We start from the raw sequence: 17,699 nt of genomic DNA, 5'->3' as shown, positions 1-17,699 counted from the left end.
CGCCCTAGCGGATCTCGATTCCTTGGCCGGCGGTGGTGTGGCCAATGACCGAGTAGCCCGGCAGTTCGCCGACCACCAACAGGCCGCCGGAGGTCTGCGCATCGGCCAGCAACAACAGGTCCTCTTCAGTGATGCCGGCCGCCGTCGCCACATGCGGCCGCACCCAATCGAGGTTCCGTCGGGTTCCTCCGGAGACAAAGCCGTCCCGCAATGCTTCCAGGGCACCATCGAGGAGCGGCACCGCGTTCAGGTCGATCACCGCGCCAACTTCAGAGGCGCGGACCATCTTGTGCAGGTGGCCCAGGAGGCCAAAACCGGTCACGTCAGTGGCTGCCCGAAGGCCTGCTGCCACGGCGGCTTCCGAAGCCTCGCGGTTCAGGGCCGCCATCGTCTCGACCGCCTCCGCGAAGACCTCGCCGGTCTTCTTGTGCCGGTTGTTCAAAAGTCCGACGCCGAGCGGCTTGGTCAGCGTGATGGGCAGCCCCGGCTGCGCCGCGTCGTTGCGGAGCAGCCTGTCGGGATGGGCGACGCCGGTCACGGCCATGCCGTACTTCGGCTCGGGATCGTCAATGGAATGCCCACCCAGCACGGGGAACCCCGCTTGGGAGGCAACACTCAGGCCGCCGCGGAGTACCTCGGTCATCAATTCCATCGGCAGCACGCCCCGGGGCCAGCCGACCAGGTTGATCGCCGTGACGGGCCGGCCGCCCATGGCATAGATGTCGGAGAGGGCATTCGCGGCTGCAATCCGTCCCCAGTCGAAGGCGTCGTTGACCACCGGAGTGAAGAAATCGGCCGTAGAGAGAACGGCCAGGTCCTCGCGCACCAGGACCGCCGCCGCGTCGTCGCCACTGTCCAGCCCGACCAGGACCTCCGCGCCCGGCTGGCCGATCAGGCCGCGAACCACATCTTCAAGTTCTCCAGGCGGGATCTTGCAGGCGCAACCCCCGCCATGCGCGTAGTCGGTCAGGCGGATCGCGTGCTCAGTGCCGCCCTCGGGGTCCGTGATTGTTGCCTGGGTCTCATTCACCCGTTCAGCGTAACCCCCGAAAGCAACCTGCTATATTGAGGCGCGGTGGCGTCCGGGTCCTGGTGGGCCCCCCGGTCTTCAAAACCGGTGAGGCCGAGCATCTCGGCCTGGCGGGTTCGATTCCCGTCCGCCACCGCCAAGCACGGGCGTGCAGATGCCGTGAGACGAGGAGGCGCTGTGGACGAGGTCGACCCCCGCCGGCTGATTCCCCGCACCAATGACCTGCTGGCACTGCCGGCCGTCCTCGAAGCCCGCACACGGATGAGTGGCCACGTCATCCGCGGACTCGTCCGTGACATCCAGGACGCGGCCCGGCGTGGCGAGCTCCCTCCCGCCCAAGTGGTGCCGACCCTGCAGGCCGCCGTCGCTGATCACAGGCCTACAAGCCTTCGCCCCGTCTTGAACGCCACCGGCGTCGTCGTCCATACGAACCTCGGCCGCGCACCCCTGTCCGCTGATGCGGTCCACGCCGTCGTTGCCGCCAGCGGCTATGTGGACGTGGAGCTGGACCTTGCCAGCGGCGGCCGGTCCCGCCGCGGAGCCGGTGCCAGGGCCGCGTTGCTCCATGCTTGCCCTGCCGCCGAGGACGCCCTGGTGGTCAACAACGGGGCGGCGGCGCTGGTCCTTGCCACCACGGCCCTCGCCTCGGGCCGGGAGGTGGTGGTAAGCCGTGGAGAATTTGTAGAGATCGGGGCCGGCTTCCGCTTGTCCGACCTGATCGAGTCAACCGGGGCAAGGCTTCGAGAGGTGGGCACCACCAACAGGACCCACCTTCGCGACTACGAGAACGCCCTTGGTCCGGACACCGGGTGCGTCCTCAAGGTCCACCCGAGCAACTTCCGGGTAGAGGGATTCACCTCCGCGGTGGCGCTCGAGGACCTGGCTCCGGTGACCAAGGCGAACGCCATACCGCTCGTGGCCGACCTCGGCAGTGGTCTGCTCGCTCCCGACCCCCATCTGCCCGATGAACCCGATGTTGCCACCGCTTTGGCGGGAGGGGCCGACGTCGTCATCGCCAGCGGTGACAAACTGCTGGGCGGCCCCCAGACCGGTTTGCTGTTGGGGCGCAAGGAAATCATCGACCGCTTGGCCCGCCACCCCCTGGCCCGCGCCGTGCGCGCGGACAAACTCGCCCTCGCTGCCCTCGAGGCGACTCTGGCAGGCGGACCGCCGCCGGTCGTCCAGGCGCTGCATGCCGACGTCGGGCAGTTGCGTCGCCGCACGGACGAGCTGGCAGAAGCACTCGGTGTACCCGTCGTGGCCCACGTCGGTCGGGTGGGAGGCGGCGGCGCTCCCGGTGTTCCCTTACCGGGGTGGGCACTCCAACTTCCCGAGGGCCTGGCAGTCCATTTGCGCACCGGCGATCCTGCTGTCCTGCCGCGTGTCCACGACGGCTCCTGCCTCATTGACCTGCGCTGTGTTCCCGCAGCGGATGACCAAAGGGTTCTCGCAGCGGTGCGGCAGGCACTGGCGGCCCTCGCCGGACATGATGCAGGCGGAGCTGGCTGAGCAGTGCATGTTATCGCCACCGCCGGGCATGTCGATTCCGGCAAGAGCACCCTTGTCCGCGCCCTGACCGGCATGGAGCCTGATCGCTGGGAAGAGGAGCGCCGTCGCGGCCTGACCATCGATCTGGGTTATGCATGGACCACCTTGCCATCCGGGCAGGAAGTGGCCTTCGTGGACGTACCGGGCCACGAACGATTCCTCGGGAACATGCTCGCGGGAATAGGGCCCGCGCCGGTGGTTTGCTTCGTGGTTGCCGCCGATGAAGGTTGGCAGGCACAGTCAAATGACCATCGGGATGCAGTAGCTGCCCTGGGCATCGAGTTCGGTGTGGTGGTCCTGAGCCGGGCAGACTGGGCATCCGGCTCGCGTACCGCGGAAGTCCTTTCCCGGACCCGGACCGAGCTGGCGGGGACCGGGCTCCGCGACGCACCCGCAGTTACTGTGTCGGCCGTCGACGGGACGGGGCTGGATGAGCTTCGAGCCACCCTGGACGGAGTCCTCGGGCGTGTGCCGGCCCCTGCCCTGACCGGGCGGGTTCGGTTGTGGGTGGACCGGTCGTTCACCATTACCGGTTCGGGAACGGTGGTCACTGGAACTCTGGCGGCGGGAACACTGAGCCAGGGGGACCGGCTGGAGTTGATCGGCCACGATAGTTCCCGGCCCGTCACGGTACGCGGCCTGCAGAGCCGTGACGCCGCCTGTGCCTCGGTGGGGCCGGTCAGCCGGGTGGCATTGAACCTTCGCGACGTCGCCGCAGCGGATGTCCGGCGTGGAGACGCCCTGGTTACTCCCGGCGCTTGGCCCACCACCGCCGTTCTGGGCATCAGGCGCACCACGGGAGTGGCTTACACGGAAGTGCCGGAGCAGCTCACGGTGCATGTCGGCACTGCGTCGGTGCCCGCTCGCTTGCGTCCTTTCGGAGCTGAGCATGCCCGCCTCGTCCTCGACAGGAGCCTGCCCCTGGTTCCCGGAGACCGGCTGGTGCTGCGGGACCCTGGAAGCCGCTCGGTGCTGGGCGGGGCGCTTGTGCTCGACGCCGATCCGCCCGCCCTGCGGCGCCGCGGCGATGGTGCCCGCTGGGCCAAGCGGCTTGCAGGCATGGATCCCAAGGGAGACGTGCTGGGGGAGGTGTCGTCCCGCGGAGCGGTCCACGTAGATCAGTTGCGCAAGCTTGGACTGTTGGCCGGGCCCGACCCCGACGTCCCATCAGGCGTGAGGGTCTTCGGTGATTGGTGGGTGCATCGCCCTGTTCTTGAGGCTTGGCAGCAGCGTTTGCACGCCGCAGTCCGGGATCTGCAGGACCGCGATCCCTTGGATCCGGGCCTTTCCATGGGCGCGGCGCAGGACCTGCTCAAGCTGCCGGACGGGAAGATCCTTGCGGATGTTGTCCAAGAGGCTGCCTTGGAACAGGACGGCGGACACATCCACCTGCCTGGCAGCCAGGACATCCTAGGACCCATTGAAACGGCCATTGCCGCGCTGGAGGACAGGCTAAGGACGGAGGCGTTCCGCGCCCCGGAATCCGCCGAGCTGGCAGCACTGGGCCTGGGCGCAAAGGAACTTGCCGCTGCAGAGCGCGCGGGTCGCGTACTCCGCCTGCGCGACGGGGTGGTGTTGCTGCCATCGGCACCGGCCCTTGCGATGCGTACGCTCGCCCGGCTCCACCAGCCCTTCACCACGAGCGAGGCACGCCAAGCACTCAACACAACACGCAGGGTTGCGGTTCCGCTGCTGGAATATCTGGATTCGCGGGGCTGGACGGAACGACTGGATGCCGGCCACCGCAAAGTGGTGCGCTGACATCGGGCTTAGGGCGAGGGTAGGACTCCGCGTCCTAGGAAGAACAGGGGCAGGAAAACGTGCTGACCCCGCCCGGCAATGTGCGTAACGTCAACTCCAACAGGACCACCCGATGGGAGAACTGAGGAGAGCTATGCAATACCGCACACTGGGAAACAGCGGCGCCGTGGTGTCCAACTACGCGCTCGGAACCATGACCTTCGGGGCTGAGGCGACCGAGGAAACGTCCCACGCCATTCTGGACAACTATGTTGCCGCCGGCGGCAACTTCATCGACACGGCGGATGTTTACAGTGCCGGCGCATCGGAGGAAATCATCGGACGCTGGCTCTCGAACCGGCCGGAGCACAGGGACAAAGTTGTGCTGGCCACCAAGGGCCGGTTCCCCATGGGCCAGGCCCCGAACGATGTGGGCACCTCCCGCCGTCACTTGACCAAAGCCCTTGACGATTCCCTCCGTCGTCTCGGAGTGGAGCAGATTGATCTCTACCAAATGCATGCGTGGGATCCCATCACCCCGCTGGAGGAGACGCTCCGTTTCCTTCATGACGCAGTCAGCAGCGGCAAGATCGCCTACTACGGGTTCTCGAACTTCCTGGGATGGCAGGTGACCAAGGCAGTCCATCTGGCCAAAGCCCATGGCTGGAGTGCGCCGGTAACCCTCCAGCCGCAGTACAGCCTGCTGGTGCGCGAGATCGAGTGGGAGGTCGTCCCGGCCTGCCTCGACGCCGGCATCGGCCTCTTGCCCTGGTCGCCCCTCGGCGGCGGCTGGCTCTCCGGAAAGTACAAGCGCGACGAGCCGCCGGTTGGTGCAACCAGGCTCGGCGAGAATCCGACCCGTGGCATGGAAGCATGGCAAGCACGAAATGACGACCCGCGCACCTGGGACATCATTGAAACCGTGGAAAAGATTGCCGCTGACCACGGCGTAAGTGCCTCGCAGGTGGCGCTGGCATGGTTGGTGGACCGGCCTGCGGTGACCTCCGTGATTCTCGGCGCCCGCAGTGTGGAGCAGCTGGCAGACAACCTGGCCGCCGCAGACCTGGAACTCACGACTGAGGAAACCGAACTCCTCACCCAGGCCAGCCAGCCGCGCGTCGGGGTTTACCCTTACGGCCCCATGGCAATCCAACAACGCAGCCGCAAGATCGAAGGCGGCAGGTAACCCCGGGGTCCGAAATCAGACCATGTCGGGAGCATGAAATATGCGGCTTGCGGCGTCCGCGAGCAGATCGGCGAGAGCATCTCCATGGGTCAGTTGTGGATGGTGACCGGCACCCGGCACCGTGATCAGTTCGACGTTCGGCAGCGACTTGAGCCAGTGAACGGCGGACGGGGAGAGTGGGTCGTCGCTCCCGGTGATGATGCGGACCGGACCGTCGTATTGCCCAAGCGCTTCCCGGAGCTCCGTACGCCACTTCCGGGAAACGGTCAGGGCCAGATGCTCGGCCACCCTCCTGGAGCTGCTTCGCTTGAGGTCACTGACGCTTGACTTGAGCGCGGCCGCGCTTGCTCCGGACACTGTCAGCTGCAGTGACAGGCGCTCCGGATTGGTGTGCCGCAAATACGTGGATACAAGGGGCCGCAGCCTGGCCGAGGCGCCGGCCTGCCTTTGAAGGAAGAACGGTGCGATCAGTGTGAGGGACTTGACCAGCTCCGGGTGTCGGTCGGCGGCGGCTACTGCCGCCGCGGCACCGATGGAGTGACCGAGGACGTCGACAGGCTCCTCACCCAGCACGCCGGGCAACCATTGGTCCCAATCTTGAATGCCGGTTCCGCCGCTGAGGCCGAGTCCTGGCAGGTCCACAGCGCGCGCTCCGAGGATAGCGGCTACTTCGGCCCACGTCTCGGCGTTGACCGGCAGGCCTGGAAAGACCACGCGGTTTGAGCCGGGCACACCGAGCTCGAAGGTCCTGAACCCTGCGGCGTCGACGAATCGTCGGTTGCCAGTAGCGACGGCCCCAAAACGATGGGCCGCCAAATGGTCCGCCCACCGTTCCAACGAGGCCAGGACGTCGGGCATCCGGATTCCGTGCCTGTGGGCCAGCTCGACGGCGGACTCCGTGGGATAGCGGTCTGCTGACATGAAATGGAGCGTCTCCGGATCCGCTTTGGTGATCCACTGCGGGAGCCGCTTGATGACGCTGACAGGCATCCTTACGCGCGGGACCTTCGCGCCGAGGTGCCGGCCGACGTGGGCGAGCAGGTCCGCCAGTGGCGGGGTGGCGTCGTCGAGAACCCAATAGGCCTTGCCGGCAGCAGCGGGATCGACTGCAGCTGCCACCATGAAGGCCGTCAGATAGTCGACCGTAACGACCGGCAGGAAAGTCGTTTCGTCCCCGGGCAGTGCGGCCGCCACCCCGGTCCATAGTTGCTCAATTGTCGTGGCCAGCCCGATGAGCTGGTCGGATTCGCCGGTGACGCTGTCGCCGATCACGCTCGATGGATTGACGATGGTCCAGGGGAGTCCTTGATCCAGAGCCAGCGCCTGGAAGATGGCGTCTGATTCCACTTTGGACGCTTCGTAGGCGCCGAGTTTCCTGTACATCCCGGCACGATAATCGTCGGGCCACGGGACAGTTGCGGGGTCCTGTCCTCCCACGCGGTAGCCCGAGATATGGACGAGACGGTTCAGCTTGGGGAGATGAGCGGCGAAGTCGATGAGCTTCTCGACAATGCCGACGTTCGCGCTGCGCGCCTCGTGGGCGGTCATTCCAAACCGGTAGGACCCCGCGCAGTTGTGGATTTCGGTGACGAAGGAGAATGCTGACGGGCCGCCCTCGAGGATCTCCGGAGCCTCAAAATCGACGATTGCAGTATTGATGCTGTGTGTCAGGCCATGCTCCTTCAGCCATCGCTCGACACGCGCGCCGGACTCGGCACTCCGAACTGCTGCTGTAACCTCCGCGCCGGACTTGGCAAGGGTCAATACGAGGTGCCGTCCCACCAGTCCCGAGGCTCCTAGGACCAAGGCGTGGCGGGAATCTTCGTGTGATGTCATCGCGTCCCCCCAGCGGTCCGGGAGCGCTGTTCAATGAGCTCGGCCACAACCTCAGCGGCCGCCACCAAAGGTTGGGTGCTCTTCATGGCACGGGAGACGATCACCGCCCCCTCAATCGTCGACACCACAACGGTAGCCAGGGAACGGGCCCCCTTGGCGTCCACACCGCCGGCCTCAAGCAAAGCGGCGGTCGGTACGATCCACGACTCGAAGGCACTTGCGCACGCGCTCCGCAAACGTTCGCTCTCTGCTCCCATCTCCAGGGTGACGACGGAGACCGGGCAACCGAGTTGGAAGTCGCTCTCACTGACGATGGTCGCCAAGGCCTCAATTGCGGCGCGGGCCGCACCAGCCGCGCCGCCTGAAGAAGCTGCGGCCTCTGCAATCAACGTCCCGAACTGCTTCGCGGCGAGTTCCACCGCGGCGACTCCCAGGCCCTCCTTTCCATCGGGGAAGTGGAAGTAGACCGATCCCTTCGGGGCTGCTGCGTGTTCGATGACTGCGTTCAGGCCGGTCCCGCTGTAACCGCTGGTTTGGATGAGTTGAAGCATGGACTCGGTGAGACGTTCTTTTGTCAGGTTTCCTTTTGATGGCATGGGTTAAAAATAGACCGGTCTATATATTTTTGTAAAGCCGCAGCACCGATAGCCAGAGCCTGTTCGGCACCAAGCCCTTTTCATCGCTTGGGAGGCGTCAGCGCCGGTCGAACGTCAGGCCGCCGGGAACCTGGAAGGTGGGCATGAGTTCGAGCATGCCGACGTTGACGTGGCGCGGGGTTTCGATGGCGTAGTCCAGGGCGTTGACGATGTCGTCCGTTGTCAGGGACTCGTAGCCTTCGTAGTAGGTTTGCCAGGCTTCTTCCATGGCCTCGGGCGTGCCGCCCATGTTGCGGCCGAAGATTTCGGTTTCCACCCGGCCCGGGCAGATCTCGGTGACGCGGATGCGTTTGCCCACGGTGTCGTTGCGCAGCTGCCGGGAGATCTGGTGCACGGCGGCCTTGGTTGCGTGGTAGACCGTGTGTCCGTAGAAGTTGTAGACCCCGGCGATGGAACTGATGTTGATCACGTGGCCGAGGTCGCGTTCCACCATGCCCGGAAGGACCAGGCGGGTCAGCTGCAACAGGCCCCGCAGGTTCACGTCGACGAGTTCGTCGATGTCGGCTTCGGAGGAGTCCAGGATGTTTCCTGGACGGGACACCCCGGCGCAGTTCACCAGGACATCCACCTTGAGTTCATTCACGACGGCGGCCAGCGCGGCGGTGTCGGTCAGGTCCACCACGTGCGGGACGGCGCCGGTCCGGTCAGCCAGTTCAGCGAGGCGATCGGCGTTGCGGGCCACGGCATGGACCGTCAGTCCCCGCTTGGCCAGGCGCTCGGCGATAGCGGCACCCATCCCGGTCGAAGCGCCGGTAACGAGGGCGGTGGTGTAATCGGAAAAGGACATCGGACCCTCTACTCCTTCGCGCCGGTTGGAGCGGCGAAATCCCGGGAGGCGCTGCTCGTTGCCAACTTGGCAGCGGCCACCGTCGCCTTTTCCTGATCGCCCTGCTGCACTTCGTCGAGCTCGGCGAGGGTGTACTTGGTGGTTTCCCTGCCGGTGAGGGCTGAGATCCCCGCGACGAGCATGAAGCCAACGGCGATGATGGATGGACCAACCCAACCTTTGAGATCAGGGCCCGCGAGTGCTGTCGAAAGAACCGGGCCGATGACGCCCGAGATGGCGAAGCCTATCTGCGTGCCGAGAGCGAGCCCGGAAACCCGCAGTCGGCCGGGAAACATTTCCGCGAAGAACGACGGCCAGGAAGCGTTCACCATCGAGTAGAAGAGGGAGTAGTTGATGATGCCGAAAAGGAAGATCAGGGGCCAGTTGCCGGTGGTGATTGACCAGAGGTAGGGCACCATCGTTATGCCAACACCAACCGTGCCGAGGAGGAACATCGTCCTGCGGCCGATCTTGTCCACGAGGAAACCTGCCACGGGGGTGATCGCGAGGGCAACCACGGCCGAGACCGTAGTGGTAAGGAGCATGGTTGGCTTGTCCAACCCGTAGCCGGTGGTTCCGAAGGCCACGGAGAACGTCTGCATCATGTAGCTGGTGCCGGCGATGAGAGCGCAGAAGACGATCCGGAGCACGGCGCGCCAGTGGAAGCGCAGAAGATGCTTGAGAGGGGACTTGTTCACGTTGAGCGACTGGTTCTTAATGAACTCAGGCGGCTCCTGGACATGCCGGCGGATGAGGAAGGCCACGACGACGACGAGTGCGGAGAGCCAGAACGGAATGCGCCAGCCCCAGGTCAGCAGTTGTTCCTTGGGCATAGCCGCAATCGGGATGAAGACCAGGAGTGTGAGCAGCGTGCCGGTCGAGGAGCCCAGTGTGGTGAAGCTGGTGATGAAGCCGCGGCGCCGGTCGGAAGCATGCTCGAGGCTCATGCTGATCGCGCTGGCTTGCTCTCCGGAAAGGCATAGTCCCTGGATGACGCGGATGAGTACCAACAAGATCGGCGCGAGGGCGCCGAGCTGTGCAAACGTCGGAAGACATCCGATGAGGAAGGTGCAACCGCCGATGCCGAAGAGGGTGATCATCATGACGAATTTGCGGCCGAAACGGTCGCCCATTGGTCCCAGGATGAGGGAGCCGAGGGGGCGCACCGCATACCCGACAGCGAAGGTGATCATGGAGAGCAGGACACTGACGCCCTGGGGCAGCTCAGGGGAGAAGAAAAGAACGTTGAAGATCAGCGCCGATGAGGTGCCGTACACCGCGAAGTCGTAGTACTCGAGTGTGGTTCCGATCCACGCGGCGATTGCCGCCCGGGCCGGGGTCTTCTTGGGAAGAGGTGTTGGGGTCATTTCGTCTCCATGGCGCTGGCGGGAAGCGAACTTCCGGTAGAGGGAGGGGTGGAAGGGCGCTCGGATTGTCTGACCGGTTGGTCTTGCTGAGCGGCCTCCCGAGGGAGGTGTCTGCTGGTTCAGTTGTGCCGACTGGCCTCAAACATCAAACTAATCCGTGAGGTACAGGTCACACAAAGACCTCTTTTATGTAGCTACATAGCGTTCCGTTATGGATGATTCCTGCTTGGAAACCAGCCATGGCAAGTCCCGTTGGAGGGGATCGCCCTCCGGGGGATTGCTCCGGATCCGCTCTTCAACGGATGCGTTTCGCGGCCTATGGACTTCGCTGGGCGCCGGTGCCACCATGGCCTCGTATACGGGCCGAAGGATGCGGGCACTGCGCCCTACGGACACCGGCCGACAGGCAGCAGGCGAGGTAGAGCTATGGGCGGTCCCGAAGTCGATCAAGTTTTTACGGAGCTCGAGGACGCTATCGCGGGTTACCACCATGCCCTCGACGTATTTGTTACCGGCGACCCGGAGCCGCAGAAGAAGATGTTCTCAACGAGCGAGGACGTCACCCTTGGAAATCCCCTCGGCCCTCCCGGGCGAGGCCGCGAGGCGGTCGAAGGCATTATGGACCGTGCCGCGGCCGTCCTGCGTGACGGCGAGCCCACGACCTTCGAGCGGATCTCGGGTCGCGCGGTGCATGATATGGCCTACATCGTGGAGATCGAACGGACGCGGGCCAAGGTTGCCGGGTCCTCGCAGCTGACTCCCGTGGCCCTGCGGGTCACCACGGTCTTCTGCAGGGAAAACGGGTATTGGAAAGTCCTGCACCGGCAGGCGGACACCATCGTGTCCGCACGTCCTGCCGAGTCCCTCATCCAGTCCTGAACTGGAAGCGGGGAAGTGAATCTGCCCACCTTATTTTGAGTAGCTAAAAATAAGAAGATAAGCTTGGTTGTAGGCCAAAGCCGCCCTTGAATACCGCACCGGTGAACATTCCCGGGCCGGCGGGGCAGCCGATACAACCAGCAACGCCCTTCCGCTTGAGCGGTACAGGAACCTGAACCGGCCCTGACCCATACCTCCGGAGGAGAAACCATGACTTTATTGGCCGAACGACTTACAAAAACCGAATCCACCCTGGGGACCGCTACCGATACCGCCGTCACCGCTCCCGCCCCCAGGGGCGGCAACTACGTAACCCTCCCTGCCGGCGTCGCCCGTACCCTAGGTGAAGGCAGCTACGTCACGGTTCATGGCAGCCCGACCACCCTTCCGGGCTCCCGCGGCAGCTATGTCACTGTTAACGGCACTCCCGCCGTTACCGTTGGCGGCAGCTACGTAACGCTTTCGACGGCGGACTAAAGCCGCGGGGTTTTTACCCATGGCCCCCGGACCCCGTCCGGACCCCGTCCGGAGGCCGGCCCACCGCCTACCATGTCTTCCCCCCGCGGAGTAGTTTGGAGAAGCACGGCGCGTTTCGCCGTGGTCCGGACGGGAACTTCGGACTCGATGCATCTGATGACGGGAACGGGCTCCTGTCGAGGGGGTTACGTTGCGCCAGATACCTTTGCCATCCGGTGAGACTGTTCCTGTGCTTGGGATCGGAACATGGGGCATGGGCGAGCACCCCGGCAACGCCGCAAGCGAAACAGCGGCGATCCATAGGGCCCTTGACCTGGGGATGTCAGTAGTTGATACTGCCGAGATGTACGGCGACGGCGCCGCCGAGGAACTGGTCGGAAAAGCGCTGGCCGCTCGGCGGAACGAAGCATTCCTGGTCACCAAAGTCCTGCCGCATCACGCCACGTTGCGCGGAACCATCGCTGCCTGTGAAGGTAGCCTGCGCCGCCTTGGAACGGACAGCATCGATCTCTACATATTGCACTGGCGGGGCGCTGTTCCCCTGGCCGAAACGCTCGAAGCCTTCGAATACCTGCAGCAGGCCGGGAAGATCCGGCATTGGGGCGTCAGCAACTTCGATGTGGCGGACCTGCAGGAACTCCGGCTCCTACCAGGTGCTGAGGGAATGGTGGCCGACCAGGTGCTGTACAACCTGACCCGCCGGGGCATCGAATTCGATCTATTGCCTCAGTGCGTCGGGAAGGGTATCCCGGTGATGGCGTACTCACCGCTTGAGCAGGGACGGATGCTGAAAGATCCCGTGCTGCTTCGCATCGCGGCCGAACACGGCACCAGCCCCGCGCAGATTGCCCTGGCGTGGGTGCTGAGGCAGCCCCTGGTCCTCGCCATTCCCAAGGCTTCAAGTCCGCAGCATGTCCAGGAGTGCCACCGGTCCCTCAACGTTCAGCTCACGCCAAGCAACCTCGCTGACCTCGATCGTGCCTATCCTCCACCCACCCGCAAGGGCGTGCTTGAAATGATCTAGGCGGCCAGTTTGTACAGCAAACGCCACTGCCACCTGCAAACTCTGGCGTCGGGGTAGCCGGTAGCACTGTCAGCGCCGCGCAGCCTTCCTTGCAGCATTTTTCAGCGCCTTGCGGGACACCGGCTTGAGGGCTTTACGGGCAGCCTCTTCGGCGATGGCACGATGGCGGCGGGCGTCGATCACATCATTCCAGAGGGCCGTGGCGAATGCTCCGCCATCCTCGGCGTAGACGGGATACGGATAGCCGGAAAAGGCCGCCGGCGGTGTTCCTGCGGGGAGGTCGGCGCCGGATACCCGCACCGCGGCGTCGGCTACTGCCCAGGTCTCCGTCAGGTGGGGAGTGAGGTTATCCTGCACAAAGACGTTGGCGTCGGGAGACTGTGCAGCCCGTTCCAGCAGGGATTCAAGCCGTTCCGCCAGCAACTCTGCGACCACCTTCTGAAGAGGGGTACCTTCAGCCGTGGAAGCCTTGAGTCGAGCCTCCTGCTCCGCGACGGCATCCTCCCAGTCGCTGGTCCGGCGGAAGGTCTGCCACGTGGGAAACCACACGATCGCCCCGGTGGCATGGTTGTGGATGTGCCGGAGGCCGCTGTTTTTCTCCGTGGATGCGTGGTCATGTCCTGCGGTGTCAGCATCGGCCAGTAGTTCGGACAAGGATTTCACGGGTGACGGGTTCATGGTGATGACTGGGCGCTTTCCTGTAGGGCGGGGCTTGCTTTCGTTCACCAGCACAACCCATGGCGGGCGGCGACTATTCCGTTTGCGGAGCCGGCCTGACGTGATGCTTGACGCAAGCACGCGCCAAAAAAAGAAGACGCCGGCGTCACCCGCTCATTGCGGGTGACACCGGCGCCGTCGCAGCACCTGGTTAGTGCGTGTTGGCCTTGTCAGCTGCTGGGGCAGCGGAAACAGATGCCGCGTCGAGGCGGCCACGCACGCGCTTCATGGTTTCCGGTGCAAGAATCGCCGAAACCACGGTGATGACACCGATGATGCTGAAGTACAGGATGACCCAACCGGGCTCGCCGTCACCTGCATTGAGCAGGGCCACGGCGACCAGCGGTGCGATGCCGCCTGCAAGGACCGATCCAAACTGGTATCCCATGGAGGCGCCGCTGTAGCGGAGCTTCGTCGAGAAGAGCTCGCTGAAGAAGGCTGCCTGCGGGCCGTACATCGAGTTGTGGAAGACCGCGAGGCCGATGATGATGGCCAGCGTGGCCATCAGTGCGCTTCCGGTGTCCGTCATAACGAAGTAGAGCGGGAAGAACAGCAGGCCGCCGATTGAGCCGAAGAGGTAGAGCGGCTTGCGGCCAATCCGGTCGGACAATGCGGCCCACAACGGCACTGCGATGACGCCAATGGCGGAGGCGATCAGCACGGACATGGAGCCCTGGTTGGCACGCTCGGGTCCAAAGGTCCGCATGATGTAGACAACCGAGAACGTGGTGTAGAGGTAGAAGGCTGAGTTTTCCGCCAGGCGCATGCCGACCACCAGCCAGACGCCCTTGCTTTCCTTCTTCAGGGCATCACCGAGCGGGTTGTGGGCGGTTTGCTTTTTCGCGATGAGTTCTTTGAAGTCCTCGGAGTCTTCGAGCTTTGCCCGGACCACCAGGCCAACGATGATCAAGAGGACGCTCAGCAGGAAGGGAACACGCCAGGCCCAGGCGTCGAAGACCTCGGCCGGAACGCTGCCCTTGACGGCCAGGACGGAGGAGTTGGCGAGAAGCATGCCCGCGGGGACACCCATCTGGGTGAAGCTGCCGAAGAATCCACGACGGCCTTCCGGGGCATGTTCGGTGGAGATGATGGCCGCGCCTGCCCATTCCGCTCCGGCACCAAAGCCCTGGACCAAGCGGAGCACGGTCAGCAGGATGGGGGCCCAGACGCCGATCTGTGCGTAGGTTGGAAGCAGACCCATGGCCAGGGTTGCGAAACCCATCAGGAGCAGGGAGAGAACCAGCATCGGCTTGCGGCCGATCTTGTCGCCGTAGTGTCCGGCGAACATGCCGCCGAAGGGACGGGCCACAAACCCTACGGCGTAGGTGAGGAAGGCGAGCAGAAGCCCTGTTGCGGGGTCCTGTTCGGGAAAGTAGAGCCGGCTGAACACGCCGGTAGCGGCCAGGAGGCCGAAGATGTAGTAGTCGTACCACTCAATTGTGGTGCCGGCGAAGCTTGCCAGGGACACGCGCCAGGGCACGCGACTCGTCTTGGCGGCAGGGGTTGAAGGGAGCGTCATTGATCTTTTCTTTTCGATGGTCAAACAGGTTTGTTGATGGGACGGTGGTAACCGGCAGGGGGCCGGTTCACCAATCCACTGCGATGTACTTGGTCTCGGTGAAGTCCAGCAGGCCCTGGTGGGCGCCTTCGCGTCCCAGTCCGCTTTGCTTCACGCCACCGAACGGGGCTGCCGGGTCCGATACCAGGCCGCGGTTCACAGCAACCATGCCGCTTTCAATGCGCTCGGCGATCCGCAGCCCGCGGCGGAAGTCTTCCGTGAACACATACGCCGCAAGACCGTACTCGGAGTCGTTGGCGGCCGCGACGGCTTCCTCTTCCGTGTCGAACCCGATGATGGAAGCGACGGGGCCGAAGATCTCCTCGCTGACCATCCGGGCGTGCAGCGGCACGTTGGTCAGTACCGTTGGCGGGTAGTAGTAGCCGTCCCCTGCGGGCAACTGTCCGCCGGTCAGCAGGCGGGCACCCTGGTCGAGGGCGTCGCGCACCAGGGCGTCGACCTTCATGACGCTTGCTTCGTCAACGAGGGGTCCCACTTCGGTTGCGGGATCCGTGCCCGGGCCAACGGTGAGGCCGGCCATGCGGGCCGCCAGGCGGCTGGCGAACTCGGCCTGGATACCGCGTTGGACGTAGATCCGGTTGGCTGCCGTGCAGGCTTGGCCTCCGTTGCGCATCTTGGCGATCATCACGCCGTCGATTGCCTTGTCCAGGTCGGCGTCCTCGAACACCAGGAACGGCGCGTTGCCGCCCAGTTCCATCGAGCACTTGAGGACGTTGTCCGCGGCCTGGCGCAGCAGGTGCCGCCCGACACCGGTCGAGCCCGTGAAGGACAGCTTGCGCACCCTGGGGTCGGCGAGTATCGGCGTCATGACGTCGCTGGTCTTGCTCGTGGTGACAACATTGACGACGCCGGCCGGGACACCGGCGTCGACCATCAGCTGGGCAATCGCCAGGGAGGTCAATGGCGTCAGGGTCGCCGGCTTGAGCACGGCAGTGCAGCCTGCGGCCAGCGCCGGTGCCAGTTTGCGTGTGGCCATGGCGGCCGGGAAGTTCCACGGCGTAATCAGGACGCAAACGCCGATCGGCTGGTGCTGGACCAGTATGCGGTTGGCTCCGGAGGGGGAGATTGAGACGTCTCCGATGATCCGGACGGCTTCCTCTGCATACCAGCGGAAGAACTCCGCGGCGTAGGCCACCACTCCGCGGGCGTCCGGAAGTGCCTTGCCGTTTTCAAGGGAGATAAGCCGGGCAAGTTCCTCGCTTCGCTCGGTCATCAGGTCAAAGCAGCGGCTCAGGACTTCGGCTCGTTTGCGCGGGGGAGTAGCGGCCCAAGCGGCCAGTGCGTCCGCGGCAGCGTCGGCGGCGGCGAGACCGTCAGCGACGTCGGCGTCGGCGATCGCAGTGATGGCGGTCGCGTCGGAGGGGTTGACGACGTCGACCGTTCCGCCGCTCGCGGCGTCCCGCCAGCGTCCTGCGATGAGCAGTTGGCGGGGAACCGTCAGTCCTTCGAGATCAAGCGGTTCCAGGGTGGAAAGGAGGGTCATGGCAGAACCTTTGCTTCTTGTATGGGGTGTTGGCTCAACTGATGGTGCGGTCGCCTGCAAAGGCGGCCTGCACTATGGACCCGACTGCTGCGAGGTCGAGCGGAAGGGGGTTGTTGTCGATGAGCCGTTTTGAGTTCAGTGACAGTTCGGCGATCCTGGCCAGGTCGTTTTCCTTGACGCCCAGTTCCGCCAAGGTGGCGGGCAGTTCGATGGCGGCGATGACTTCGTCGATGGCTTCGACACCTGGGATCGCTGCGTCCCGGGCGTCCATGCCCTTGGTGTCGCGTCCGAGGGCCTCGGCGATCTGACCCAGTTGGGGGATGATCACACTGAAGTTGTGGCGGACGACGTAGGGGAGCAGCAGCCCGACGCCGACGCCGTGCGGCGTGTGCGTCAGCGCGCCGACCGGGTACTGGATGGCGTGTGCGGCAGCGGTGCCGGCGTTGCTGAGGACGATGCCGCCATAGAGTGCTGCCAGCATCATGTCTCCGCGGGCGTCGACGTTGCCCGGATCCTTGTAGGCGGTGGCCAGGCTGCGGCCCACCAGGCGGATTCCGTCCAGGGCGAGGGAGTTGGTGAGGACATTCCTGCCAACGAAGACACGTTCGCTGGCAAGGGTCGGGGTGGGGTCCCGGGTGATTGCAGTGAAGGATTCGACCAGGTGCACGAACGTATCTGCGCCCGTGGCCGCCGTCAGCGATGGCGGGCAGGAATAGGTGAGTTCGGGATCGCAAACGGAAGCGAACGGAATGATGTGCGGGCTCGAGATGCCCATTTTCATGCCGAGTTCAGGGTCGGACACGACGGCGATGGCCGTGGCCTCCGAGCCTGTGCCCGCCGTCGTTGGCAGTGCGATCACCGGCTTGACCGGTCCCGGGACCTTGAACTCGCCGTAGTAGTCGCTGGGCACGCCACCGTGGGTCAGTAGCACTGACACGACCTTGGCCATGTCCATGCAGCTTCCCCCGCCAAATCCGATGATGACGTCGATGTCCTGGCCCTTGAGTTCTTCAACGCAGGCGATGATGCCGGGGACAGGGAGTTCCGCCTCGGTCCCGCCGAACACGCGGACAGTGAGGTTCTGGCCTTCAAGGGACCGCACCAGTGCCTTCAGTTCCTCTGAGGCGGCAACCCGGGGGTCGGTGCAAACCAGGACGTTGCTGCCCATTTCGGCCGCGATTCCGGCGACGGCGAAGCGCTGCCCGGCGCCGACGACAACGGTCCGCGGCAACCGCAGGACGCCGAAAGTAGTGGGACGGATGCCCGCCTCATGCGCACACGACATTGTGACTAACTCCTCAAGGATGTGGGGTCTTCGGCTACCTGACAGGTGCCGTGGATCTCATCGTTC

Annotated in this window: 15 protein-coding genes and 1 tRNA gene; 7 read left to right on the top strand and 9 right to left on the bottom strand. The window is 64.7% G+C overall.

Annotated features, from left to right (window positions below):
- Nucleotides 1–4: 4 nt before the first annotated feature.
- Nucleotides 5–1,009, bottom strand: a complete 1,005-nt coding sequence (gene selD / locus ACIPY2_RS05240) for a selenide, water dikinase SelD (RefSeq protein ID WP_400265743.1) — start codon at nucleotides 1,007–1,009, stop codon at nucleotides 5–7.
- A 65-nt stretch (nucleotides 1,010–1,074) separates the two neighbouring features.
- Here selD and ACIPY2_RS05235 point away from each other — a divergent pair.
- The 4 genes from ACIPY2_RS05235 to ACIPY2_RS05220 all read left to right on the top strand — a co-directional run bounded on the left by ACIPY2_RS05235 (nucleotide 1,075) and on the right by ACIPY2_RS05220 (nucleotide 5,504).
- Nucleotides 1,075–1,169: transfer RNA gene (locus ACIPY2_RS05235), tRNA-Sec, on the top strand.
- Nucleotides 1,170–1,207: 38 nt separating this feature from the next.
- Nucleotides 1,208–2,539 (top strand): L-seryl-tRNA(Sec) selenium transferase, encoded by a 1,332-nt coding sequence (gene selA, locus ACIPY2_RS05230; RefSeq protein ID WP_400265316.1) that lies wholly within the window; start codon nucleotides 1,208–1,210, stop codon nucleotides 2,537–2,539.
- A gap of 3 nt (nucleotides 2,540–2,542) precedes the next feature.
- Nucleotides 2,543–4,339 (top strand): selenocysteine-specific translation elongation factor, encoded by a 1,797-nt coding sequence (selB, locus tag ACIPY2_RS05225; protein WP_400265315.1) that lies wholly within the window; start codon nucleotides 2,543–2,545, stop codon nucleotides 4,337–4,339.
- 133 nt (nucleotides 4,340–4,472) lie between these two features.
- Complete coding sequence (locus ACIPY2_RS05220) at nucleotides 4,473–5,504, top strand: aldo/keto reductase (RefSeq protein WP_400265314.1); 1,032 nt, start codon at nucleotides 4,473–4,475, stop codon at nucleotides 5,502–5,504.
- Between the two features lie 15 nt (nucleotides 5,505–5,519).
- Here ACIPY2_RS05220 and ACIPY2_RS05215 read toward each other — a convergent pair whose 3' ends face one another.
- The 4 genes from ACIPY2_RS05215 to ACIPY2_RS05200 all read right to left on the bottom strand — a co-directional run bounded on the left by ACIPY2_RS05215 (nucleotide 5,520) and on the right by ACIPY2_RS05200 (nucleotide 10,189).
- Nucleotides 5,520–7,340 (bottom strand): alpha/beta fold hydrolase, encoded by a 1,821-nt coding sequence (locus tag ACIPY2_RS05215; protein ID WP_400265313.1) that lies wholly within the window; start codon nucleotides 7,338–7,340, stop codon nucleotides 5,520–5,522.
- Nucleotides 7,337–7,936 carry a TetR/AcrR family transcriptional regulator gene (locus ACIPY2_RS05210; RefSeq protein WP_400265312.1) on the bottom strand — a complete coding sequence of 200 codons (600 nt, stop codon included), beginning with the start codon at nucleotides 7,934–7,936 and terminating at the stop codon, nucleotides 7,337–7,339. The genes ACIPY2_RS05215 and ACIPY2_RS05210 overlap by 4 nt, the downstream gene beginning before the upstream one ends.
- 97 nt (nucleotides 7,937–8,033) lie before the next feature.
- On the bottom strand, nucleotides 8,034–8,783 hold the full coding sequence (locus ACIPY2_RS05205; RefSeq protein ID WP_400265311.1) for an SDR family oxidoreductase: 750 nt from the start codon (nucleotides 8,781–8,783) through the stop codon (nucleotides 8,034–8,036).
- An 8-nt stretch (nucleotides 8,784–8,791) separates the two neighbouring features.
- Nucleotides 8,792–10,189 carry an MFS transporter gene (locus tag ACIPY2_RS05200; RefSeq protein ID WP_400265310.1) on the bottom strand — a complete coding sequence of 466 codons (1,398 nt, stop codon included), beginning with the start codon at nucleotides 10,187–10,189 and terminating at the stop codon, nucleotides 8,792–8,794.
- Between the two features lie 426 nt (nucleotides 10,190–10,615).
- Here ACIPY2_RS05200 and ACIPY2_RS05195 point away from each other — a divergent pair, with 426 nt between their 5' ends.
- The 3 genes from ACIPY2_RS05195 to ACIPY2_RS05185 all read left to right on the top strand — a co-directional run bounded on the left by ACIPY2_RS05195 (nucleotide 10,616) and on the right by ACIPY2_RS05185 (nucleotide 12,569).
- Entirely contained in the window at nucleotides 10,616–11,068 is a 453-nt protein-coding gene (locus tag ACIPY2_RS05195) for a YybH family protein (RefSeq protein ID WP_400265309.1), read from the top strand.
- Between the two features lie 210 nt (nucleotides 11,069–11,278).
- On the top strand, nucleotides 11,279–11,545 hold the full coding sequence (locus ACIPY2_RS05190) for a hypothetical protein (protein WP_400265308.1): 267 nt from the start codon (nucleotides 11,279–11,281) through the stop codon (nucleotides 11,543–11,545).
- Between the two features lie 229 nt (nucleotides 11,546–11,774).
- Nucleotides 11,775–12,569 (top strand): aldo/keto reductase, encoded by a 795-nt coding sequence (locus ACIPY2_RS05185; RefSeq protein WP_400265307.1) that lies wholly within the window; start codon nucleotides 11,775–11,777, stop codon nucleotides 12,567–12,569.
- Nucleotides 12,570–12,638: 69 nt separating this feature from the next.
- Here ACIPY2_RS05185 and ACIPY2_RS05180 read toward each other — a convergent pair whose 3' ends face one another.
- From ACIPY2_RS05180 to ACIPY2_RS05165, 4 genes are all read right to left on the bottom strand, one after another.
- The gene (locus tag ACIPY2_RS05180) at nucleotides 12,639–13,295 is read right to left on the bottom strand and encodes a hypothetical protein (protein ID WP_400265306.1); all 657 of its coding nucleotides are present in this window, start codon (nucleotides 13,293–13,295) and stop codon (nucleotides 12,639–12,641) included.
- A gap of 142 nt (nucleotides 13,296–13,437) precedes the next feature.
- On the bottom strand, nucleotides 13,438–14,805 hold the full coding sequence (locus ACIPY2_RS05175; RefSeq protein ID WP_400265305.1) for an MFS transporter: 1,368 nt from the start codon (nucleotides 14,803–14,805) through the stop codon (nucleotides 13,438–13,440).
- A 67-nt stretch (nucleotides 14,806–14,872) separates the two neighbouring features.
- Nucleotides 14,873–16,348, bottom strand: a complete 1,476-nt coding sequence (locus ACIPY2_RS05170) for an NAD-dependent succinate-semialdehyde dehydrogenase (protein ID WP_400265304.1) — start codon at nucleotides 16,346–16,348, stop codon at nucleotides 14,873–14,875.
- A 34-nt stretch (nucleotides 16,349–16,382) separates the two neighbouring features.
- Nucleotides 16,383–17,633 carry an iron-containing alcohol dehydrogenase gene (locus ACIPY2_RS05165; protein ID WP_400265303.1) on the bottom strand — a complete coding sequence of 417 codons (1,251 nt, stop codon included), beginning with the start codon at nucleotides 17,631–17,633 and terminating at the stop codon, nucleotides 16,383–16,385.
- Between the last annotated feature and the right edge of the window lie 66 nt (nucleotides 17,634–17,699).

The sequence above is a fragment of the Paenarthrobacter sp. NPDC089675 genome (genome assembly GCF_044749185.1).
Lineage (GTDB): Bacteria > Actinomycetota > Actinomycetes > Actinomycetales > Micrococcaceae > Arthrobacter.
The sequence above is the reverse complement of the archived record's forward strand: the minus strand, read 5'-3'. Positions and strand labels throughout refer to the sequence as shown.